This window comes from Paenibacillus sp. Y280 (assembly GCF_056786335.1).
On record NZ_JBXCIW010000007.1, the window covers coordinates 24,552 to 47,170 of the forward strand.

Genomic DNA, 22,619 nt, shown 5'->3' on the forward strand with positions numbered 1-22,619 from the left:
GGGGGAGAACATGAAACGACAGTGTAAATATTGCGAGTTCTGCAAGGATCAAGGCAGAATGCAATCGCAACAGAACCGACTAGGCAGGAAGAAGTATTACTGTACGAACCCGAAGACGTTTGCCCTGCGGGATAAGCGGGGGGATTCAATCAGTAATTTTGTAGGCTTCGGGGATATGACCCCTTACAGCCTGCTTGTGTTAAAGACAGCTAAGAGATGGTGTCCACTTGCTAAGTAATTCAGTGAATATAGAGGAGCATAAATAGCCGCCTTTTGAGGAGGCGGCTTAAACTTTGGTGTTGTCCCTGGGAAATACTATGATAACCCGTGCTACCATTACACCAACTCTCCGCATGCCACCAGGGACAACAGAATAATAATTGCGCTCATTAGCAACATTCCTTTCTCAGGTAAAAGAAGAAGAAGGTTAGCAATCGAAGCACTTATCAAGCCGGAGTACAAACTTAACAAGTGAACTTTACTTTCTAATAAAGCCGTAAAGCAGGAGAGTGCAGGAATCGAACCAACTCCGGTGGCACATGAATGTGACATTTCCAATTTTAAGGTAGAACTATCTAAAACGCAACATGCATCTATTATTTTTCTGTAAGAAGGAGAGCTGCTAGTCATGCAAAATGATAGACAACTAACCATATCGGCGGCTGGCAGCCGTCACAGTACCAACTGGCAGCCGCAAGTCCTTTACTGGTCGGAGATGGTGGATCGTCTCCGGACGGCTGCCAGAGGTACTGAGACGTTAGCGCAGTACCTCGCTTTGCCGAAGGGCCAGCAGGACGATCTGAAGGACGTCGGCGGATTTGTGGCCGGCTCCCTCGCTGGCGGCCGCCGTAAGGCCGATGCGGTGACCGGGCGTGATGTGGCGACGCTCGACATGGACAACATTCCTGCAGGCGGTACGGCGGATGTGCTTCGCCGCCTGGAGGGGCTCGGCTGCGGATACGCCGTATACAGCACACGTAAGCATGAGGAGTCGCGTCCGCGGCTTCGCGTGCTTGTGCCGCTTAATCGGACCGTAACGGCTGACGAATACGAGCCTGTTGCCCGGATGCTCGCCCAGATCATTGGGATCGAGCTTTGCGACCCGACGACCTTCCAAGCGGCAAGGCTGATGTACTGGCCGAGCTGCAGCGCGGATAGCCAATATGTGTATCAGGTCGGGGATCGGCCATTTCTGTACGTTGATGGCCTGCTTGGCCTGTATGCGGACTGGCGCAATATCGCCGAGTGGCCACAAGTGCCGGGCGCGCAGCAGACGCATGTTCGGATGGCTGCTAAACAAGGCGACCCGACGACAAAGCCGGGTGTGGTTGGCGCGTTCTGCCGCATGTATGATGTGGCACAGGCCATGGAGGCGTTCTTGCCAGGGCTCTACCTACCAACGGATGATGGCAGCGGCAGGCTGAGCTATGTCGGTGGATCCACAACAGGCGGCGCGATCGTTTATGATGATGGCGCATTCCTTTACTCGCACCACTCCACGGATCCATGCGGGGGCCGCTTGGTCAATGCTTTCGATATGGTCCGACTTCATAAATTCGGTGATCAGGACGACGATGCGGTATCAGGGACACCGACGAACCGACTGCCGAGCTTTACTGCAATGATTTCGTTTGCACTGCAGGATGCTGGAGTTGCGGATATCATGACACAAGAACGTTATGACCGTGTCACGGCAGCTTTTAGCGATCCAATGTCCGCAAGCGAAACGTCGGTTGATCCGCACGATCCATCGTGGCTTAAGTTACTAGAGCTAAGTCCGACGACAGGGAAGCCTTCAAAAACGGCCTACAACGTGCTAACGGTACTCAGCCATGACCCTGCGATCAAAAACCGCATTTACCGCGATACCTTCGCGGAACGCCTAATGGGCAGGGGCCCGTTGCCTTGGGCAAAGCGATCGAAAGAGAATCAGAGCTTTGCATGGGAGGATCCAGACGAACATGGGCTTTTTATATACATCGAGCGTGTCCTGGGCTTCCGGACAGAAGGAGCGATACGAAGTGCGCTAAGTGAGGTGGCTGAGCAGAATGCTATCAATCCGGTTGCTGCCTACTTATCCGCGCTGGAATGGGACGGGACGCCGCGACTCGATAGCTTGTATGTTGAATATCTCGGTGCAGAAGATTGTCCGTTCGTCCGAACAATCGCGCGCAAAGCCTTAGCGGCCGCTGTCGCCCGTGCGATGTCAGAACGTATTAAGTTCGACTATATGACGGTGGTCTGCGGCACGCAGGGGATCGGAAAAAGTACATTGTTCCGACGCCTAGGCAAAGAATGGTTTTCCGACAGCTTGAAGACGTTCGAAGGTAAAGAGGCGGAGGAACTGATCCAAGGTAAATGGGTCGTTGAGATCGCAGAGCTGCAGGGCTTCAACAGAGTAGACGTAAATCGAATCAAACAGTTTTTGTCCAAAGAGGATGATCAATACCGGGAAGCGTATGGTCGCAACGTAAAGAACCAGGTGCGCCGATCGATCTTCTTCGGCACAACCAATGACCATGAGTATCTCCATGATCCGACGGGGAATCGGCGCTTTTGGCCGGTGGATGCACGGCCGGATTTCGCAACCAAGTCGGTTTTCCGCGATCTCACGGAGATGGAGATTGACCAAATTTGGGCAGAGGCCGTGATGCGCTGGAAGCTCGGTGAACCGTTATACCTTTCGCCTGAAATGGAAGCAGAAGCAGAAGAACGGCGCAAGGGGCACATGGTCAGGGATCCGTTAGAGGGTATTATTGAAGAATTCGTAAACAAGCCAATGCCGCAGGACTGGCTAAAATGGGACAGGGACCGTCGTCAGATGTATTGGGGCGGAGGTATGCAGTACGATGGCCTGATCGTGCAACGTGACCGGATATGTGCTGCAGAAATTTGGCGCGAATGTCTCGGTGAACGCAAAGCCATACCGAAGCCTGAGGCCCAGCGAATCAATGCTGTCCTATCAAAATTACAAGATTGGGAGCGCGCTGGATCGGTTCGAATAGGTGCGGATTACGGGGTGCAAAAGGGGTTTAAGCGTGTAACTTAGTCTGTAACTTTGTAACTTTTCCAGAAAATTGGAAAGTTACAAAGGTTACATCTCTAAAGCCGGAAACCCTTGCTATTACTGGATTCTTATATATGTAACCTTTGTAACCTTATATTATAGAGTATATGAATTAGAGAGAATAGAGAGTATAGCGCAAACATATTATGCCTAATCGCCTGAATGCGTTGGCGCACATACGTGTAAGGGGATTTGGTTACAGGAGGAATGTCGGATGAAATCGACGAGGGAAGTCATTGCTTTTATCAGAGCGAATCAAGAGTTGATCAAGCGGATTGAGGATAGCGAGCACGTAAGCGCCGCGTATCATCCCAAAAGCAAAAAACGTTCCCAATCTGGTCTGGCTCTCGAACATTTTTGGCGAAGTATCGAAGGTACGGAATTCCGGAGCGCGTTTGAAGATCATCTCGGGGGCGAAATCGCCGGCAGCTTGCTAAGGGGAGCAGGAGCAAAAACAAAACCCGCAGTTCTCACGATAATCATCGAGTACCGTTTGGCGAAGGGGCTGGGGACATGAGCGAGAAAATCATTGAACAGTATTTAGTCAAACAAGCAAGAGCAGCGGGCGGCAAAGCTTATAAATTTGTCAGCCCCGGCAACAATGGGGTGCCAGACCGAATCGTTATGCTGCCCGGAGGCAGGATTGCATTTGCGGAGCTGAAGGCGCCGGGCAAAAAGCCAACGCCATTACAGATCAACCAGCAACGGTTTATCCAGAACCAGGGCATGCCGGTTGTGACGATCGACAGCAAAGAGAAGGTGGACTTGCTTCTACAGCGGATGCAAACTGAGGGAGGCACACTACAATGGCCGGAGCAGTAGCAGAGAAGCCGAAAGCAAAGTTTATCCCGCATGCTTATCAGCGTTACTGCATCAACCGGCTGCTGGTCGATGAAGCTCTGGGACTTTTGCTGGATCTCGGATTAGGTAAAACCGTTATCACGTTGACCGCGATCAACGATCTGAAGTACAACCGCTTTGCTGTTCGCCGCACGTTGGTCATCGCGCCGAAGAAGGTTGCAGAAGCCACATGGACGAATGAGGCAGCCAAGTGGGAGCATCTGAAGCATCTGCGTATTGTGCCGGTGCTTGGCAATCAGGTAAAGCGGATCCGTGCGTTAAACACGCCAGGTGACATATGGATCATCAACCGAGAGAATGTGCCTTGGCTTGTTGATCATTACCGGAATGCATGGCCGTTTGACATGGTTGTCGTGGATGAGCTTTCGAGCTTCAAGAACCATCAAGCCAAGCGCTTCAAATCGCTTAGCTGGGTGCGTAGCCACATCAAGCGGATTGTTGGTTTGACTGGTACGCCAGCGCCGAACGGTTTGCTGGATCTGTGGGCTCAGATCCACCTGCTAGACCAAGGGCAGCGGCTGGAGAAGAACATTACCGGATACCGTGAGAAGTATTTCGAGCATAATTACCACGGTTTCGGCTATACGGCAAAGCCCGGAGCCGATGAGATTATTCAGCGGAAAATTGCTGACATATGTGTCAGCATGAAAGCAGAGGACTATTTGGATCTACCGGATCGCGTGATTAATATCATTCCGGTGGTGCTGGATGATAAGGCGCAGAAGCAGTATGACAAGATGGAGATGGAGCTGCTTCTGCAGGTCGAGGACACCGAGATTACCGCAACGAGCGCAGCGGTGCTTTCGGGCAAGCTGCTGCAGATGTGTAACGGGGCGATGTATGATGCGGATCGGAACATCCATGAGCTGCACGATTGCAAGATAGAGGCGTTCATGGAGCTACTTGAGCAGTTGAACGGGAAGCCGGCACTGGTGTTCTACAGCTTCCAGCATGATCTATCGCGGATCCTGAAAGCTTTAAGCAAATCGGACCTGCGGATCCGCGAGCTGAAAACACCGCAGGATCAGATTGATTGGAATACGGGACAAGTGGATATTCTGCTTGCGCATCCAGCAAGCGCGGCCTATGGACTCAACTTGCAGGACGGCGGAAACCACGTTGTTTGGTTCGGACTTAACTGGAGCCTGGAGCTATATCAGCAGGCTAACGGCCGTTTACATCGGCAGGGACAGAAGCAGAAGGTCATACTGCACCATCTGGTTGTACAAGGCGGTGCCGATCAGGATGTTATGGCAGCGCTGGAGGATAAGGCGACAACACAGGACCGGCTGCTGACAGCATTGAAAGCCCGGATCGAGAGAGCAGGTGAAGGAGCATGAACGAACAACAAGCCATTGAGCAATTAAAACAATACCGGCAGCACCAAGCCCGCATTGCGGTACTAAGCACGTACAACATCGGAGCAGGGATCACGGTTAGCCGATTGCACGCAGATGATCAGTTGCAGGACTTGCACCGGCGATTGCGGCAGATGCCTAGCTATATGTACTTGGGTAAGCGTGAGCAGCGCCTGGAGACAACGGCTCATGCCTACTTGACCGGGTACCCGGCAGGAGTTAAGAGCCAGCTAGCAGTTATCCCGCAGCACGGAGCTGACGCAGAGGATGACAAGCTGCTGCAGGAGCTGCGTGATAAGATCGGTAAAGTGATAGCAGCAAGGGGCTACGATGTTCGTGATGATCTGGATGCTGTGCTTGACCGACTGACGGAGCTGCAGGACTTGCAGGATGAGGTTAATCGGATTGATACGGTGCTGGCTGCAATTGAACATTACAAGCGAAGCTATGGGCTTCTGCTTAGGTTAAGATACGTCGAGAACAAAACGGTGCAAGAGGTCGCAGCTGCCATGGGGATCGCTGACCGGACATACCGAGCCTGGCACATTGGAGCAGTCAGGGAGTATCTGAGACTGGCATAAAGAGAAGCCCCGCCGACCATTAAGGTTAGCGGGGCTTCTGCGATTAATCTGTTTTCTTATCGCGTTCTTCAAGTTGACGTTCAAGCCTTTCAACAGCTTTTTCAATACTGCCGTAACCTATGGTTTCGTTTACTTCGTCCCATAACTGTTCTTTTTGCAAATCATCCATTGTCCCCCACCTCCTTCCCTTAGTAGTATCCATACTCGTTGAAGCCTCTTGCTTGTGACTAATATATACGTGTGCAAGTATAATGTCAACACATTTTTATACTTGTGCTAGTATATTTGTTTTGCTACAATAAAGACGAGGTGATAATATATGAGCGGAAACTCGTCCACCCGAGCAAAGAACAAGTACAATGCCGCTAACTATGATCGGATCAATTTGTCAGTCAAGAAAGGTGAAGTTCCTGTGATTGACCAGGCGGCAGCCGATGCTAAGCTTAGCCGCAACGCTTTTATCCTGAAGGCAATCGCTGAGAAAATAGAGCGACAAAATAACTTACAGTAAATGTCATGCCGTTTTCATGCCGCAATCATGCCTATACAGGCGTGTCAACCCATGATATTATGGTAATGTCGAACGAAATGTAATACAGGCAATAATCACATTGTTATTTCATAACCCTTCTCTTTGCCGCTTCTTCGGAGGCGGTATTTTTTATACATTGCAGGAAAATGATTCCTCCTGTCGAAATTTGACATTAAAGGGGAGGGATTTTATTGTTGGCAAGTGCTTGGGATGCATCAGGCCCTATTTGGATAGGGATTATCACCATGCTAGTTGTTGCGCTGCTATGTTGGATTATAGTCAGTGCGGTGCCTAGTGTTTTGAAAGAATTCACGAAAAAATTAAGTCCATTTTTGATAGTGGCTGCAGCAGGGTATTCTATCTATGTTGCGGCTGGAATATGGGCTTGGCGCTAAGCACCCTAACCGGTGCTTTTTCTATTTTCAGAGGAGGCGAGGTGTTATGTGATGTCAAAGCTGACTGAGAAGCAGAAGAAGTTTGCGGACGAGTATTTGATCGACCTAAATGCAACAGCAGCTTACATCCGTGCAGGCTACACGGCTAAAGGAAATGCAGCTGAAGCAGCGGCGTCCAGGCTGTTAAGCAATGTTAAGGTTCAAAACTACATCCAAGAGCGCATGAAGAAGCGCGAGCAGCGCACAGAGATTACACAGGATCGTGTGCTGCAGGAGCTGGCGAAGATCGGCTTCAGCGACATGCGGACATTCACGACATGGAACAACCGTGGTATAGCTCTTGTCGATTCTGAAACGTTGACGCCTGATCAGGCAGCTTGCGTTGCTGAAGTCAGTCAGACAATCACAGAATCAGGAGGAAGTCTTAAGTTTAAGCTTCATGATAAGGTGGCTGCGCTAGAGAAGATCGGCAGGCATCTAGGCATGTTCAAGGATAAAGTCGAGGTTACTGGCGATGCTGGAGGACCGCTTCAAGTGGTCTTTAGCCCGCTGATGAAGCCACCCGATAAGGAGGGTTGACGATGCCTCAAGTTGTCATACCCTACGAGCCGCAACCACGGCAGCAGATATACCATCACACAGCTGATGTAGATGAGCTTCTATACGGTGGCGCGGCAGGCGGCGGTAAGTCAGAGGCAACGATATGGGATGCACTCTATTATGGCCTAACGTATCCAGAGAGCCGGCAGATCATCTTCCGCCGTAAGTTTCCGGATCTTGAACGGTCGATCATCGCCAGGACAACGCTGGTCTATCCGAAAGAGCTGGCGACCTATAATGCTTCCAAGCATATATGGACATTGGTTAACGGGTCGATCATCGAGCTTGCACACTGGGATCACGATAACGACTATCTCAAGTATCAAGGTGCCGAGTACGATGTCGTGCGATGGGAAGAGCTCACGCAGTTCAAGGAAAAGTGGTACACGTTGATGCTATCGAGGATCCGTGGTGCTAAGCCGTATCCGCGCGGCGTAAAGTCAACGACTAACCCTGGACAAGAGGGGCACGTATGGGTCAAGAAGCGCTTCATCGATATTGGTGAGTGGGAAAAGGTCCACACGATCCATGAAGCGGACGAGGAAGGCAACCTGCTTTATTATCCGCCGTTGCATCCTAAGTCAGGGCAGCCGGTCCTAACAAAGCGAGTGTTCATTCCCGCAAAGGTATCAGATAACCACAAGCTGATCGAGAACGATCCGGACTATGTGGCCAGACTCATGCGGCTGCCCAAAAAGGAAAGGGAGCAACTGCTCGATGGCGATTGGGATACGTTTAGCGGGCAGTATTTCGAGGAGTGGAGCCGAGCTATTCATGTGGTCAAACCGTTCCCTATCCCTCACGACTGGAAGCGATACAGGGCCATGGATGAGGGCTACAGTCCGGATCCGTTCGTATGTATTTGGTTTGCAGTCGATCGAGACGGCAACGCCTATATCTACCGTGAGCTACAGCAAACCAAGCTGCTCTCCAGGGCACAGGCTCAGCGGGTGAAGGAGCTTACACCTGACAGTGAGGACGTCGCGCAGAACGTCGGGGATACGAGCTTCTGGAATAAGTCGAGAACCGATACAGGCACCGCGCCGGCAGAGATATTTGCGCAGGAAGGCGTGCCGCTCATCCAAGCGAACAAGGAGCGGATCAACGGGTGGAAGCGGCTACGGGATTGGCTGCAACCATTCGAGGAGACGGATCCAGTAACAGGGGATACCTACACATCGGCCCGCTTGCGGGTCTTTTCGACGTGTTTGAAGACAATCGAATCTATACCCGCCATGATCCATGACGAGACGCATCCGGAGGACGTAGCCGGTCATCCAATGGACCACATACCAGACGCAATCCGCTACTGGACAATGAGCAGGCCGCAGCCGACGAAGCCAGAGAAACCGATACCGGATAACAGCATGGAGGCTCGCGTACGTCGGAACATAGCCAAACAAGGCAAATCAAAACGGAAGGGGATGCAGGCATTGTGAGCGCGGAGCTATATGCCGTTATGGCATTGTCACTGATTATCATCACCGCACTGGTCACGTTCCTATTACTCAGCCGCAGCGAACATGAACGAGTGTTGTCTTTACTCATCATGAAGCAAGGTGAGAGGGAACTGGAGTGGAACAGGGAACGACAGCAGCTACTTGACCGAATCCAAGCACCAAGCTTCGGTGAGCTCAAGCAGGCTGAGGTTAAGACGATTAAGGCACAGCAGGGTATCAAGGACCCTGTACCGTTGGAGCCACTATAAGGGAGCTGATGAGAGTGGATATGAAGGCAATCAATGAGCACCTAGTCAACAGCTACTTACCTGAGCACATTACATCGCTGTTACGATTGCTCGGATACAGTAGTGATGAAGTGAATGCAAAGGTAAGTGAAATAATGAATGATCCTGAAAAGAAAGCATCCTATCTATCCTTGATCGATGAGTTAGCTAAGGAGGACAACCATGAAACTGTATAAATTCACATGCGGTCTAGACGAAAAGTTTGGAGCTGCTACAGATGAACAGGACGCATACGATCGCCGCGCCGAGGTTGATCCGACGTTTGATTTTGTTGGTGTTCGGATCGAAGAGGTAAAGGTCCCTGGCTTCGTAATTACCATTACACCTGCTGAGGAGCCTGACAATCATGACTTTGAGGCTATGGATCGTGCAGAGTTGATCGAGTGGCTGAAGGCGAATAGCATTGAGTACGTGCCGCAGTGGGGCGAAGCAAGACTACGTGAGACCGCTCAAGCAGCGGCAAAGGAGCTGACAGCTGAATGAAAGAAGGATCAATAGGTCGGGGTTATACGTCTCTACAAAGCCAACATTCGCGCGCGGGCTCGATTGATCACGATGCGCGATGCTATGAAACTAGCCTAGCCGTAACTCCAGAGCGCTCAGTAATCGAAACGCTGGCGGCCACGTCAGCGAGCCTTGAGACTGTTGAACGGAAGGTTGAGAGGTTATCTAGCTATTTATTCGGGGCAGAGCCGCAGAGCGATGAATGTCAGGCAGCCTATGACATGAATGTCAGGTCATTAGCTAATCAAGCTTCAAGATCTACAGAGACAATTCAAAATATGCTCGACAGAATCTATCAACGGTTAGTTGAATAGCAGGAGGCGGTGAGCCGTGGCAAAGAAGCAAAATACTGACGCAAATGCGAATGCAGTAGGGGACACAGGCTCGAAGCGGCTCACGCCTGATCAAGTCGATCTCCTCTTTCGCAGCGCCGAGAACTGGACGGACATCCGCCAGCAGCTCGTTAACATAAACTACTATGTCGGAAACCAGTGGATCGGATGGAACGCTGGAGAGCGAAAGGTACAGCCGCTTCCACAGCAGTCCGGCGAGGTAAGGGTTACGCGTAACAAAATCAGGCCAAGGGTGACGACACTTCTGGCCAAGCATATCAAGAACAAGCTGAAGTATGACGTTATTCCTGGCAGCAAGGAGCAGACGGACATCGACGCCGCAAAGGCTGCGGATAAGTACCTTCATGCTTTGTGGCAGGAGCTCGACTTCAGCAAGAAGACGAAAGACCTGTTCCTGTATATGCTGATTCAAAAGCGTGCTTGGATCAAGACGTGGTTCGACGCGGAGGCAGGTACTGACGTGTCACCAGGTGAGACGGATCCGGGCTATGAGGATTGGGTCAAAGGTGGAAGCAAACCGTTACATGAAGGCGTGATTCGAGCTCGTGTCTGCGACCCGCTCACGATATTTGCCGACCCCGCTGCTACAACAGAGGAGGACATTCGCTGGATTATTGAGCGCAAGGCGCGTGACATAGATGAGATATTTGAGGAGTACGGTGTTCGGGTTAGCCCTGATGCGAGCATAGGGTATCTCAATCGGTACGATATAACCAGTAACGCGAGTGACGGCATAGGCCAAACAACACAATCGCAGAACCAGGCGCTCGTATACGAGCTTTGGTACAAACCGTGCAAGCGATACCCGAAAGGCGCTAAGATCACGGTCTGCAACGGACAAGAGCTCGACTACAGCGAAGAATCAGGCGAGCTGCCGTATCAACTGTTCGGTTATATTCCGATTCCAGGCTCGTTGCATTACGACGCGATCGTTACGGATATGCTAGCTCCTCAACGTGAAATCAACACACTCCGCTCTATGGTCGCTACACATGCCCGCCGCGTTGGTAACGCGATGTGGCTGAATCCTAATGGTAGCGGAGTGGATGAGGAGATGCTGACGAATGAGATCGCCGGCATTATCGACTATACACCGATAAACGGTGCAAAACCGGAGCGCCTGCAGGCGCCAGACATTCCGTCTTTCTATGGTCAGGAGCTTGCGAACAATTCAATTGATCTCGATGACATGTCAGGAGCTCGCGAGGTCAGCCAGGGGCGCATGCCGAAAGGACTGGATACTCTCGGCGGGCTAGAGATCATGGTTGAGCAGGAGAACGAGAAGCTGGCCGTCGCCTCTCAGAACTATGAGCAAGGTATGAAGCAGGTCATGCAGCGGATCCTCCGATTACTGCAGGCGCATTACACCGAGGAGCGACAAGGCCGTCTGCTTGGCGATGACAACGAGATCGAGCTGATCAGCTTTAACGGCAGCGACTTAACTGGCTTTGAGGACATCAACATCGTACAGGGATCCAGCTTGCCGGAGATGAAGGCAGCGCAGCAGGAGCGTATTATGGTGATGTGGCGTGAGGGTGCGATCATCAAGAAGGACGGTACGCCGGATCCAGCTAAGCTGCTAAGGCTTATGGGCATGGGCGATTCAACTGAGCTGTTTGAACAGGATGCGCTGGATAACAACAACGCGAAGATGGAGAACAAGGCTTTCGAGGACTTGGCGGAGGATCCGGAGTTCATGCAGCTGGTCTCTGCGTACAATCAGGCGATGCAGGCTGCACAACAACAGATGCAAGCCATGCAACTGCCACCGGATCAGATGGCACAGTATCTACCGCCTCCGCTTCCTGGTGTACCGCACTTATGGGACAGCGATGATGACGAGATCCATATTCTTGCTCATAATACGTTTCGCAAGTCGAGCCGTTATCGTGAGATGCCGCCTGAGATGCGTATGTTAGTCGATCGTCACTATCAGGAACACGTTGACCGGATGAATGCACCAATGCTCGCACAGCAGCAGGCAGAAGCCGCAGCGCAGGCTGAGCAAGGTCAGCAGCAGATCAAGATGAAAGAGATGGATCAGCAGGCCGCGCTCCAACGTGACGCGCTGAAAGCTGATACGCAGATCGCTACGGCCCAGCTAGCCGCACAGCGTTAACATATCGAACTGTCAGGCCCTTGGTGAGAATCCATAGGGCCTATTTATCTTATAATCGCGGGCGTTGACTCGTTATGGTCGCCGCATAACTGGAGGAATTATCGTGAAAATGAAATATCGATTTGCATTGAATTTGCAGATGTTTGCCGAAGATGGCGGATCTGCATCGGGCGTTGAAGGAGCTGCCGCCGCCGGGGAGCAATCGCAAGGAACTGAGGACGTATCAACCCAAACGGGCGAGCAAGGCGCTGCCGCCGAGCAGGGTAAAGGCGATGTTGCATTCGCTAAACGTCTATCAGCTGCACAGGAGAAGTGGAACGCCGAGAAGGAAGCCGAGATTCAGGCGATCCGCGACGAGTACAAGGACCACGACACCTACCGTAAGGCTACCGATTATCTTCAACGTACAAGCGGCATATCCGACTTGCTTACGTTGAAAGAGGAGATCGAGCTTGCTGATCTGCAGGAGCGCGCCGATAAGGAGAAGGTTCCACCGGCTGTGCTAAAACGTATCGATGAGCTTGAAGCAAAGGCCGCTAAAGGTGAAGAGCTGGAAGCTAAGAGCAACCAGGAGAAGGCTGCTGCCGAATTCGAGGCTTCTCTCAAAACGTTCGTCGAGGGTAAAGAGATCGATGGCAAGCCAGTCGATCATGCTGAGCTCTGGAAGTACATGCACGAGAACGAGATCGGCAAGCCGGAGATTGCACTGAAAGCCATGAAAGCTGATGTGCTTGAAGCGAAGCTCGCTACGGCTAAGGAAGACTCGATTAAAGAATATCTCAACTCCAAAAAAGGAGTAAAAACAGAGGGCGCTTCGGGTGCTGCTGCTCAGTCTACGCCGCCAACAGGTGGGGGATTCAAAGGAGCAGAGGCGCGGGCTATTGCTCGCATTAAGGCATCACGAACGGCCGAATAGGAGGAAACAAACATGCCAGCAGATTTAACAACTATTGGTGATGCGCTAAAGACGGATTACCTACCAGAGGTGCAAACGCAGGTCAATAACGGATCTAACTATTTCATTATGAAGCTAAAGCAGAAAGCCGAGAAGATTGACGGAGATGGTAAGGGCTTCTACATTGCTCACCACACTGGTCGTAACTCCGGTATCGGAGCTACAACTGAAATGGGCGCTTTGCCTACAGCTGGTCAGCAAGGATACAAAGGATCGACGGGTAACGTGGCGTACGTTCATGGCCGTCTGCAAGTTTCCAATGTGACGGTTCAAGCATCCAAACGGGACGAAACGTCGTACATCCGTGCTCTAACGTCAGAGGTTAAAGGCCTGACGACGGACCTGCAACAGTACATGCGCCGAGTGTCCCTAGGCGATGGTAGCGGTAAATTGGCTACGTTCCCTACACAGGCTGCAACTAGCACGCTACTAGTTGATGACGTTCGATTGTTTTTCGTTGGCCAGATCATCGACGTATATACTTTGCCAAGTACTGCAGTTGCGTCCGCGCGGGCAATTACAGCAGTAGATTACGACGCAAAGACCATCACCATTGCAGGCGGTAATATCGCAACTACCGCAGGCGACATTGCTGTTACAAAAGGTTCGCTTAATCTTGAGCCGATGGGTCTTGCTGGCATCATCAGCAAAACCAAAGTGCTTCAGACACTTGACCCGGCTGTTAACGCCTTCTGGAAAGCGACCGTTATGAACAACGGCGGTACTGGCCGTGCTATCAGTGACCAGTTGATCCGCTCTCTCCTTGACCGTTTGGACATTACATCCGGCAAAAAAGTAGAGTGGCTTGCTGGATCTCATGGTGTTCGTGCTTCCTACGAGGCGGCTCTCACGTCAATGAAGCGTTTTGTGAATACGATGGACCTGGAGGGAGGCTATAAGGCAATTGAATTTGATGGCCTACCAATGCTGGTCGATCGCTTTATGCCGTCGAAACGTATCTGGGCTGGTAACTGGGATGACCTTGGAATATATTATACGTCTGAGCTTGCGTTCATGGATGAGGATGGCAGCATGTTCAGCCGTGTGCCCGGCGTAGCAGCTTACGAGGCAACAGCGTTTAACTACGAGACGATGGTTTGTCACGCTCGTAATGCGTTCGGCGAGCTTGGTGACATCAACGAGCCAGCAGGATACTAATCTGCAGGAGGGGCCTTCGGGCTCCTCTTTCTTTTTTGAAAGGGTGATTGACTTGAATAGACATTACAGAGAGGGCTTCACGCGGTTGATGATTAATGACCTCTATGACGTTGAGCCACAACTGCAAGAATATGATGAGCACTTGTATGTCATGTGGAATCCGCACACTGGTGAGCACCTGATCATGGATGGGTTGACTGAGCTCGCGATCATGAAGCTTCCACAACCAGGCTGGCCAGTACTGCACGGCGGCATCGTTGATCATATCAAACGGATCCACACCGGGAACGGCTTCAGTGCAACAGCCGAGATCGAGAAGGCTGACACAGCACGAGAGCGTGATGTTGAGAGAAAGAAAGAGCAGCTGGCCGCTGATTTTGCAAAGGATATGTACCACGGCGACAAATATTCGGTGATGGTGAAAGGAGTAGGTGCATGAATACAGGAGAGCTAATTGCACGTGTCCGGCTCGAGATATTCAATGACCTGACTGACGCCCAAATAGTCGGCAGGTTCAATGAGCTCTCCAAGCGGCTATTTAGACGTTTCGTGCTGCCGGAAGAGATATGCAAGTTCTTAACGACAGACGTCCCATATTACAGCCTTCCTGACAATTGTAGCGAGGATCGCATTAGGTGTGTTGTCATCGATGGCGTTGAATACATCAAGCTCACACCGGAGATACAAAGCCCGCCGGCTAACTTCTGTACAGCTTTTCTTGGCTCCTTGTTCGTTAGCCCAAATCCTGCAGCTGATAGGGAGGCCTATCTATATTACCGTCCACGGCCTTTTACGCTAAGCGCTTCGGACCTGACAGCAGTCTCTAACTTTCCCGAAGACTACCATGAGTTATACGTATATGATGCGGCTGGCTGGATCGCAGGAATTCAACGTGATACAGACATGAAGAATAATTTTCAGACTGAATATGACGGCATATTTAAAGATGCCGTGCGAGATCTGAAAAAGATGGGGCTACGGCGAGCTAAAGAAACTACGACATGGTGAGGTGAAATAGATGGATAGTGCATTTCAAATTGCAATGAAAGACATGGGCGAGCTGATTGAATTAGCAAAGATCAAGCAACCGGTCATTGACGGTATTAATGCGCAGTTGGCGGATATTGCGTTAAATGTTAAGACGTTTGGGGCTGATCCTACAGGTGTGAATGATAGTAGAGCGGCAATACAAGCGGCTATAGATGCAGTTAGTGCTGCTGGCGGTGGGAAAGTATACTTGCCACCTGGTAACTATAAAATCACTGCATCATTAAAGTACAGATCATACGTAATAATCTATGGCGCTGGGTACACTGCAACAAAAATTACGAACACGGGTACTGGCTACGCATTTGAATCGGCTGATCCAACAAACTACACTATGTATCCTCAAATAATTGGTTTGCGAGTATCGGGATCAGCAGGAAATGCGGGAGGTTTGAAAACCGAGAAGACACAGGAAGGAAAATTTGATATTGAGTTTGGTCAAGTTCCGAATGTAAGTATGCTTGTATATTCAAACAGTTATTATAATGAGTTCATTTGCAGAAGCATCGGATCCGCATTAACTACGCACGGTATTAAGTTTGACGCTGATATTTTAGGAAATGCCCCGAATGCAAATATTGTAGATACCAAGACAGTCATAACAGGCGGTCAGATTGGTATCGAAATTGTAAAGGGTGACACTATCACTGTTAATCCAGGTGTGATGATTGCAGACACGACAGGTCGATGGATTAAAAATGGAGGAACAAGCTGCCATTTCACGCATATCCGGATGGAAAATGCGGGTGTAACAGGTGGAGGATTTGAGAATGTTACGGGATCCCGGAAAAACATGACAATAGGTTGCAGTATGGCTGGGGGTGTTGTAGCAGATCATTGGATCGACGCAGGAACTGATAACCATAGATGGGGAGATTCAGAACCTGGAAACCTCGAGTTCTTATTGCATCGTTTGAAAATTAAAGCGGCTGATAACACAATTGACGGAATTAAATTGTATCCTGTAGGTGGATTTGGTGGGGATATGATAGGTATTTACACCGATTCAACGCTAGGAACATTCACGTTTAAGGTTAATAAAAGTGGTGCGGTATTTTATCAACAGTCTGTATTTACCCCTTCTGGAAATGGTCTGGCATTAAACAACTCTCTATTTGTAGACTCCACAGAAAGTAATTTTAAAGTTCGTGACAACGCAGGGGTATTAAGAAATATTCACCTTCAGTTTAATGGAACAACTGCCCAACGACCTACAGCTGGAAGATATGTGGGCATGCCTTATTTCGATACGACATTAGGATATCAGATTAATTGGAACGGTAGCTTATGGGTAAATGGGGCAGGAACATCAGTATAAGGAGGTCTTCATATGGCACTAGAAATGACTTACTCATCTCCACACGGGGTTGAAATCGATTCTGCATACATCCGAATTGATGAACAGAGTGGAAGTAAAGATAAAATAGTTCTTAGAGTCAGGTACTATCTATCTAAAACATCTGCCGACTCTGGTAAGGCATGGATGGAAGAAAAAATGATTGAATTTACACCTTCAACAGAAGAGAATTCGTTGAATTTCATAAGACAGGGATACGAATATATTAAGACGCTTCCTGAATTTGAAGATGTTATCGACGCTTAAGGATCATATTGCGTAGCATCGGAACTTGAGTAAGGATATAATAAAGAAGAGGCCGAGTCCTGTGTACAGGACTCGGCCTCAATGGAAGTGAGGGGTAAAAATGGCCTTCTTTACTGACTTGGTGAATCTTACGCCTATCCAACATTTAATTAAGCACTGGGTGGAATGGGCGGCTTTCATAATAATTTGTTTCTCTGTTTTACGCTATATTAGGCCAAACAATAAGAAATGAACTTTCTGCCAAATGGCGTGGTAGCTGCGGTCTCACTTAAAGTATTATCAATTCCGCCACCTATTGAGATGCTTCCAGTAATGGAACTAATAAAGCCATAGGTTTTTAAGCGGCCTATTGCACCGACGATCGCGTACTGCTCGATTCCGGGCTTCTGAATCAAACCGACAACAATACGATTTGGATTGTTGCTATGTAAGTAGGCCAATAATTCACACTCTAGTAGTGTCATGCCTGCTAAGGCATCAAGAAAAAAACGTTGTTCGTCAAATGGGTGCCGTCCAGGTTGTGCTAATGTGGTTAGCAGATACTTCTTGAAGTGATCTCGTTTTATTTGTGAGTTCTCTTTCTCAATTTTTTCGTTCAGTTCTTCGATTATTGAGAAGAGATCATCCTGGTTATGGTCAGTTACAGGGGGCAACTGAACGCCGGAACGATTAACCACTTCGGAGAACTCTTCGTAGAAAGATTCTAGTCTTTTAAAACGTCGTTCTTGTTTGGCCTCAAAGTAGAGGGTAGACAGTGACCCTCCAATGTACGGTACTAACTGCAGGCCTGTTTTCACAGCTATTTCGATTTTTTCTTTACCTGTTAATTTTTCATCGTCACTCATTTAACTTCATCCTCCTAAAATTGGGTATAAGCTTAAGCAACTTTCATTCTATCAGAAATGGATAAGTTTAGGAATATAGTTCTACAACGCAGCGAGGAGTTCATAGGAAGTTAGCACCCCTTGAGGTGCTCTTTTTTATGCATAGAAAGGAGGACCAATAATGGCTCACTGGGGCACAATCAGAGGAGTATCCGATCCGATACCAATCAGGCAGTTCGACGGAGTGTACAAGCCGGATGATGAAGGCTTCAACCTGCCAGACAACCTGTTCACGGAGTTGATCAACTTCGGACCTGACAGGTATCCAGGCATCTCGACTCGTCCAGGCTACTCGGTAGCTGGTACATTTGGTACGTCCGTACTTGGCTTTGGAGCATGGAAGGATCAAGAGTTGCATGCGGTATTCAATGATGGAACCTGGCGCAAATATGACGGATCGACATGGACCACGTTAGCCTCGGGGCTTAATACCTCAGCTGAATGGTCCTTTTGTAATTTCAAAGGCAATCTAGCCACAATTAATTTAATCGGCTCTAATGGTGTGGACCCAATCAAGCGATATGATGGATCAACCGTTCAGAACCTGGCTAATGCGCCGGCAAACGGTAACTATATTACGACCCAAGCCAACCGGCTCTATTGTGCGGTCGAGAATACTGTCCGCTATTCCGCGCTTAGTGAAGCGGATGACTGGACGACTGTGGACGATGCAGGCGAGCTGCCTGTGAATACGGCAGACGGTGAGACGATCAACGGGCTTAACGCTGGCAACGGACATGTTACGGTGTTCAAGCCGTCCTCTACTTTCGAGCTATATGGCAAGGGTCCGCAAAGCTATTCGATGGATGAGATTGCTACGGACATAGGCGCCACCGGGAACAAGGCGATTGTCGCTTATGATGAGACGCTGCCCTTCATCGGTCGGGACGGTATATACCGCTACTCAGGCGGCATACGTCCTCGGCGTGAGTGGTCCGTGCCGGTACAGCAGTTCGTGAACGGTGGAAACAAAGCACAGCTCGCAAAGTGTGTAGCTGGCAATGATGGCGAATATCTGTATTTCGGCATCCCGCTAGGCAGCTCAGTTCAGAACAACCGAATCCTGCAGTTCGATCCGATCCATCAAGCCTGGTACACATGGGATGGCATTGCGGTTACACAGATGAAGCGGATCGGCGACAAGATGTATTTTGGTGACGCTTCAGGCCGTGTGCTCCTGCTTGGTGGAACGACTGACGCGGGGGCAGCCATTACAGCGACTGCAATAACCAAGGCGATGACGGCTGACAGCATCGCACGTAAGCAACACTGGTTCCGCATTTGGGTTGTCGCTTCACTCGCTGCCGGGAGCTCGCTTCAAATCTCTATTAGCGGCGAAGCATCCGGCGAGAATTGGACTGCGCTGGCGCCAATTACAAGCGTTACAGGCATTCAGAATAAAGAGATCCTGATTCCGACGAACAGCATTGCAGCGGCGAACGCCGTTCGGCTTAAGCTGGTTGCAACAGGACAGGTTACGATCCACGAGATTACAAGGCAGTTGCGTGAACTGCCAATGAGGAGGTAAGACATGCCAGCACAAAATATACATGTGATTACAGAGGACTTCAAAAGCTTAAGGGAAGCAAGCGAAGCATTTGCATTACTCCAGAAGCAATTTCGGTATCTCCAAGAACACATTGATGTAGAAAATATCATAGCTAAATCACTTACTGCTGAGGTCATAAAGGCAGGGGCAATCATAACCGAAACCCTTGCAGCTGGTGCGGTTAAAGCTGACAAAATAGACGTAGACGAGTTGTCTGCGATTACAGCTAATCTAGGACATATTATCGCCGGACTCATTGAGTCAGTTAGTATTTTCGGATCGTATATAGCTACTGCAAATGGGACGTATCCAAGAGCGGAAATGTCGTCTGTTGGAGATTTGTTCGCAGCCTATGCCACGATGGCGAAGTTCATTAAGATTTTAGCTAATGATGCCGGAGATCCATTGCTGTACTTCGAAAATGATACGAATACGGCGAGGGTTGCGTTGCTGAATGACCTTCTCTCTATTGGCGCGTTTGGAAAGTTGTCGATCGGATCAACAGGGGACATGTCAATAGAGGCTACTGGATCAAGTTCAAATGTTTCTATTAAGCCTGGTTCTTCGGGGAATGCAGTTTTCCCGTCTTGGGCATCTATTCTGTCTACTCTTGATACGGAAACCCTGCAACAAGCAATAGATGCAAAAGCAGAATCAGGAGTATCCACAAGTTTATCGGGATCGCACAATCACGGAATCAGCGCAGGCGCTCGTGTAGCGCTTGTAGACGCCTCTAATAACATCATAGGACACGCCGTTTGGTCTCCTGCTTCTAGTCATAGCCATACACAAACGTAACTGATATAATGTCAGAAAATGGCGCACGGAGGGATAGCATGAAAAAAGTGGTAATCGCATTTGTGGCAGGGGCGCTGCTTATGGCTTCGGGACAAGTTTTGGCAGACAGTATATCGAAGATTGGCAAGAAAATCGACGGTGAGGCGAAGGTTCTGATTAGCGGCAAGCAGCTTAGTAATGCTGTGATAAGCGAAGGTAAAAGCTACGCACCAGTTCGTGACATTGCAGAGGCACTAGGCGCGTCAGCATCTTATGCAAAGGGAGTGATTACAATAGAACCTTTATTAACTGATGATAATGAGACACTGAGGCTTGAGAAAATAGCATCACTAAATCAAAAGAAAAATAAACTATTTGCTGATAAAGAGAGATTTACAACGGCCATCCAAAACATGAAAGCCGAAAATACAAAGGCTCATGCGGATATGGATAAAATTGCTCAAGAGTGGGCTAAATCAACATTCAAGCACACAATTGAAACAAACAACGCCGGCATCGCAACAAATGAAAAGCGAATCGCAGACATTGAGGTCGAGATCGCAGCGATCGAGGCTGAAATAGCGGCATTGCAATAACCACAAGGGTCGTCCACTGGACGGCTCTTTTTTATTCCCGAAAGGAGGACTAACCATGGCAGTACCTGATCCATATAAAGCCGCGAAGCCGAAAAGTGCGATAGACCAAAATCAACACAAATATCTGTCGAATCTGGCAGCAGGTAAAACGGCAACAGGAGGGAGTGCGAATACGGGTCAACAGTCTTGGGCAAAGTCCCAGCTGGCTCAAAGTTCGTATAAGCCGGTTCCCGCGCCGAAGCCTGCTGCCTCTGTACAGCAAGCGCCAGCACCAGTGCAAGCCGCGCCCAAACCGCCAGCTGCTATACCTGCGCCGCCAGCTCCTGCCGCCGCGTCAACCTTCGCGACACCACAGTATGCGGACTGGCAGGCCAAGCAGAACGAGCAATTCGCGAATCTGGAAAAGTTGATGCAACAGCAGTTCACGTACGATCCTGAGACGGATCCAGCGTACCAGGCGCAACGGCAGCTCGCGTCACTACGGGCAGGCGATGCGACGAAGAACGCCATGGAAGCTGCAAACGAGAAGGGGGTATTCGGCAGCTCAGTCATGACGAGCCAGCTCGGACAGATTCAGCAACGTGCAGAGCAAGAGGCTGCCGCTTATATCCCTGAGTACCGCCAGCAGGCTTATGGCCAGTTCCAAGACCGCATAGCCAATGCGGGTAATTTGCTTGGCCAAGCAAGTGCTTTGCGCAATCAAGGCTTTACCGAAGCAACAACAGAAGCTGAGCTGACCGGACAGTACATGTCGCCTCAAGCGCGGTCACTGCTTGATGGGCTATTTGATTTGAAGTCACAAGCGGAAGCAACAGGCATTACGAGAGAAACAAGAGCGGCTCTCAGCAAGCAAGCTGATGGTATTCGAGCAAAGCTGAGCGGCATGGGCGTGGATCCGTCGTTGTTTGGCTCAAACGTTAACCTGAACGCCGCTCGTGGAAACCTGGGGCAAGCTGGTGTTTCCACGATGGCAAAGCAAGCACAGGATCATAGCCAAACTACTGATCAGCGGAATTATGACCGTAGCGTTCTGGAGTCAGATCGTAACTATGAGCGCGGTGTACAGGAGAGCGACAGAGCGTTTAACTATACGGCAGGTCGAGACAAGGTAGCGGATCAGCGCTGGCAGAGCGAGTTTGACCGAATTAAGGAGCAGGACGGCATCCAAAATGCGATCGCTTGGGCGAACCAAACGCTCAATCAAACCGAATTTGAAGACAGCAGCGCTTATAAATGGGCGGGTCTTGATGCAGAGCTTGCTGTAGCTGCTAGCCAGGGCGAAAAGTATGCCGGTATGTCCGCTAACGATGTCGTGAACAACGTCCGTAAAAACTTCGAAGACGTCAGCGGCGTACTGCCTGCGGATGCCGCTTCACGTGAGCAAATGTACATGCAGATCATAGGTGCAGGCTTGCCAACAGTTCAAGAAGATCAAGCTTTAGCTGCGATCGGCTTCACGCCGGATCAGATTAAAAGTCTAGATGATAAATACCTACAGGCGGGAAAGCCGTGAGTTCCGTTAAGATTCCTGCGAATTACCGGAACGTCGTAAACGCTGCAGCCTCTCAGTACGATGTAGATTCCGGACTAGTGGCTGCTATTATTCAGCAGGAGAGTGGATGGAAAGAGACTGCGAAATCAAGCGCAGGAGCTGGTGGCCTCATGCAACTCATGCCGGGTACGGCGAGGAGCTTGGGCGTCAAAGACGTAAACAATGCGGCTCAGAACGTTAATGCCGGCACGAAATACATCGGCCAGATGCTGAACAAGTACAACAATCCGCAGCTCGCTCTAGCCGCCTATAACTGGGGGCCGGGTAATCTCGACAAGGCAATTAAGAAATACGGTTCAAACTGGTCTGTAATCGCTGCACATGCACCAAAAGAGACACAGAATTACGTCACAAAAGTCATGAAGAATTGGAGGGGATAGG

The 22,619-nt window shown here is 49.9% G+C and carries 27 protein-coding genes; 25 read left to right on the top strand and 2 right to left on the bottom strand.

Going from position 1 to position 22,619, the window contains the following annotated elements; all coding sequences use genetic code 11:
- Nucleotides 1-10: 10 nt before the first annotated feature.
- The 6 genes from AC1TPC_RS11120 (at nt 11) to AC1TPC_RS11145 (ending at nt 5,867) form a co-directional block, all read left to right on the top strand.
- The gene (locus AC1TPC_RS11120; RefSeq protein ID WP_482066929.1) at nt 11-238 is read left to right on the top strand and encodes a hypothetical protein; all 228 of its coding nucleotides are present in this window, start codon (nt 11-13) and stop codon (nt 236-238) included.
- Between the two features lie 390 nt (nt 239-628).
- Nucleotides 629-3,049: a virulence-associated E family protein gene (locus AC1TPC_RS11125; protein ID WP_482066930.1), complete on the top strand. Its 2,421-nt coding sequence runs from the start codon at nt 629-631 to the stop codon at nt 3,047-3,049.
- A gap of 232 nt (nt 3,050-3,281) precedes the next feature.
- On the top strand, nt 3,282-3,584 hold the full coding sequence (locus AC1TPC_RS11130) for a hypothetical protein (protein WP_482066931.1): 303 nt from the start codon (nt 3,282-3,284) through the stop codon (nt 3,582-3,584).
- On the top strand, nt 3,581-3,889 hold the full coding sequence (locus AC1TPC_RS11135; RefSeq protein ID WP_482066932.1) for a PDDEXK family nuclease: 309 nt from the start codon (nt 3,581-3,583) through the stop codon (nt 3,887-3,889). The genes AC1TPC_RS11130 and AC1TPC_RS11135 overlap by 4 nt, the downstream gene beginning before the upstream one ends.
- Nucleotides 3,874-5,268, top strand: a complete 1,395-nt coding sequence (locus AC1TPC_RS11140; protein WP_482066933.1) for an SNF2-related protein — start codon at nt 3,874-3,876, stop codon at nt 5,266-5,268. The genes AC1TPC_RS11135 and AC1TPC_RS11140 overlap by 16 nt, the downstream gene beginning before the upstream one ends.
- A complete protein-coding gene (locus AC1TPC_RS11145; protein WP_482066934.1) occupies nt 5,265-5,867 on the top strand; it encodes an RNA polymerase subunit sigma-24 in 603 nt (200 codons plus the stop codon). The genes AC1TPC_RS11140 and AC1TPC_RS11145 overlap by 4 nt, the downstream gene beginning before the upstream one ends.
- A gap of 43 nt (nt 5,868-5,910) precedes the next feature.
- On the opposite strand, the gene AC1TPC_RS11150 is transcribed toward AC1TPC_RS11145, so the two are convergent.
- Nucleotides 5,911-6,036 carry a hypothetical protein gene (locus AC1TPC_RS11150; protein ID WP_482066935.1) on the bottom strand — a complete coding sequence of 42 codons (126 nt, stop codon included), beginning with the start codon at nt 6,034-6,036 and terminating at the stop codon, nt 5,911-5,913.
- A 150-nt stretch (nt 6,037-6,186) separates the two neighbouring features.
- On the opposite strand from AC1TPC_RS11150, the gene AC1TPC_RS11155 reads away from it, so the two are divergent.
- From AC1TPC_RS11155 to AC1TPC_RS11220, 14 genes are all read left to right on the top strand, one after another.
- Nucleotides 6,187-6,378, top strand: coding sequence for a transcriptional regulator (locus AC1TPC_RS11155; protein ID WP_482066936.1), 192 nt, complete (start codon nt 6,187-6,189; stop codon nt 6,376-6,378).
- A gap of 215 nt (nt 6,379-6,593) precedes the next feature.
- Complete coding sequence (locus AC1TPC_RS11160; RefSeq protein WP_482066937.1) at nt 6,594-6,794, top strand: hypothetical protein; 201 nt, start codon at nt 6,594-6,596, stop codon at nt 6,792-6,794.
- Between the two features lie 51 nt (nt 6,795-6,845).
- The gene (locus AC1TPC_RS11165; protein ID WP_482066938.1) at nt 6,846-7,373 is read left to right on the top strand and encodes a terminase small subunit; all 528 of its coding nucleotides are present in this window, start codon (nt 6,846-6,848) and stop codon (nt 7,371-7,373) included.
- Nucleotides 7,374-7,375: 2 nt separating this feature from the next.
- Nucleotides 7,376-8,833 (top strand): phage terminase large subunit, encoded by a 1,458-nt coding sequence (locus AC1TPC_RS11170; RefSeq protein ID WP_482066939.1) that lies wholly within the window; start codon nt 7,376-7,378, stop codon nt 8,831-8,833.
- Nucleotides 8,830-9,102, top strand: a complete 273-nt coding sequence (locus tag AC1TPC_RS11175) for a hypothetical protein (RefSeq protein WP_482066940.1) — start codon at nt 8,830-8,832, stop codon at nt 9,100-9,102. The genes AC1TPC_RS11170 and AC1TPC_RS11175 overlap by 4 nt, the downstream gene beginning before the upstream one ends.
- Nucleotides 9,103-9,116: 14 nt before the next feature.
- On the top strand, nt 9,117-9,317 hold the full coding sequence (locus tag AC1TPC_RS11180; protein WP_482066941.1) for a hypothetical protein: 201 nt from the start codon (nt 9,117-9,119) through the stop codon (nt 9,315-9,317).
- Nucleotides 9,304-9,624, top strand: a complete 321-nt coding sequence (locus AC1TPC_RS11185; protein WP_482066942.1) for a hypothetical protein — start codon at nt 9,304-9,306, stop codon at nt 9,622-9,624. The genes AC1TPC_RS11180 and AC1TPC_RS11185 overlap by 14 nt, the downstream gene beginning before the upstream one ends.
- 351 nt (nt 9,625-9,975) lie before the next feature.
- A complete protein-coding gene (locus tag AC1TPC_RS11190) occupies nt 9,976-12,117 on the top strand; it encodes a portal protein (protein WP_482066943.1) in 2,142 nt (713 codons plus the stop codon).
- Between the two features lie 103 nt (nt 12,118-12,220).
- A complete protein-coding gene (locus tag AC1TPC_RS11195; RefSeq protein ID WP_482066944.1) occupies nt 12,221-13,033 on the top strand; it encodes a hypothetical protein in 813 nt (270 codons plus the stop codon).
- Between the two features lie 12 nt (nt 13,034-13,045).
- The gene (locus AC1TPC_RS11200; RefSeq protein ID WP_482066945.1) at nt 13,046-14,230 is read left to right on the top strand and encodes a phage major capsid protein; all 1,185 of its coding nucleotides are present in this window, start codon (nt 13,046-13,048) and stop codon (nt 14,228-14,230) included.
- Nucleotides 14,231-14,282: 52 nt separating this feature from the next.
- Nucleotides 14,283-14,669 (top strand): 2,3-dihydroxybenzoate--AMP ligase, encoded by a 387-nt coding sequence (locus tag AC1TPC_RS11205; RefSeq protein ID WP_482066946.1) that lies wholly within the window; start codon nt 14,283-14,285, stop codon nt 14,667-14,669.
- On the top strand, nt 14,666-15,238 hold the full coding sequence (locus tag AC1TPC_RS11210; protein WP_482066947.1) for a phage adaptor protein: 573 nt from the start codon (nt 14,666-14,668) through the stop codon (nt 15,236-15,238). Before AC1TPC_RS11205 ends, AC1TPC_RS11210 begins: the two co-directional genes overlap by 4 nt.
- A 10-nt stretch (nt 15,239-15,248) precedes the next feature.
- On the top strand, nt 15,249-16,595 hold the full coding sequence (locus tag AC1TPC_RS11215) for a glycosyl hydrolase family 28-related protein (RefSeq protein ID WP_482066948.1): 1,347 nt from the start codon (nt 15,249-15,251) through the stop codon (nt 16,593-16,595).
- A gap of 12 nt (nt 16,596-16,607) precedes the next feature.
- Nucleotides 16,608-16,880 (top strand): hypothetical protein, encoded by a 273-nt coding sequence (locus tag AC1TPC_RS11220; protein ID WP_482066949.1) that lies wholly within the window; start codon nt 16,608-16,610, stop codon nt 16,878-16,880.
- Nucleotides 16,881-17,089: 209 nt separating this feature from the next.
- Here AC1TPC_RS11220 and AC1TPC_RS11225 read toward each other — a convergent pair whose 3' ends face one another.
- Complete coding sequence (locus AC1TPC_RS11225; RefSeq protein WP_482066950.1) at nt 17,090-17,725, bottom strand: hypothetical protein; 636 nt, start codon at nt 17,723-17,725, stop codon at nt 17,090-17,092.
- A gap of 160 nt (nt 17,726-17,885) precedes the next feature.
- Between AC1TPC_RS11225 and AC1TPC_RS11230 the strand changes: the two genes are divergently transcribed.
- The 5 genes from AC1TPC_RS11230 to AC1TPC_RS11250 are packed head-to-tail and all read left to right on the top strand — an operon-like array spanning nt 17,886 to nt 22,618.
- A complete protein-coding gene (locus tag AC1TPC_RS11230; RefSeq protein ID WP_482066951.1) occupies nt 17,886-19,292 on the top strand; it encodes a hypothetical protein in 1,407 nt (468 codons plus the stop codon).
- Between the two features lie 3 nt (nt 19,293-19,295).
- Nucleotides 19,296-20,111, top strand: a complete 816-nt coding sequence (locus tag AC1TPC_RS11235) for a hypothetical protein (RefSeq protein ID WP_482066952.1) — start codon at nt 19,296-19,298, stop codon at nt 20,109-20,111.
- 38 nt (nt 20,112-20,149) lie between these two features.
- Complete coding sequence (locus AC1TPC_RS11240; RefSeq protein WP_482066953.1) at nt 20,150-20,686, top strand: hypothetical protein; 537 nt, start codon at nt 20,150-20,152, stop codon at nt 20,684-20,686.
- A 55-nt stretch (nt 20,687-20,741) separates the two neighbouring features.
- Nucleotides 20,742-22,199, top strand: a complete 1,458-nt coding sequence (locus AC1TPC_RS11245; protein ID WP_482066954.1) for a hypothetical protein — start codon at nt 20,742-20,744, stop codon at nt 22,197-22,199.
- Nucleotides 22,196-22,618: a lytic transglycosylase domain-containing protein gene (locus tag AC1TPC_RS11250; RefSeq protein ID WP_482066955.1), complete on the top strand. Its 423-nt coding sequence runs from the start codon at nt 22,196-22,198 to the stop codon at nt 22,616-22,618. Before AC1TPC_RS11245 ends, AC1TPC_RS11250 begins: the two co-directional genes overlap by 4 nt.
- Nucleotide 22,619: the final 1 nt, after the last annotated feature.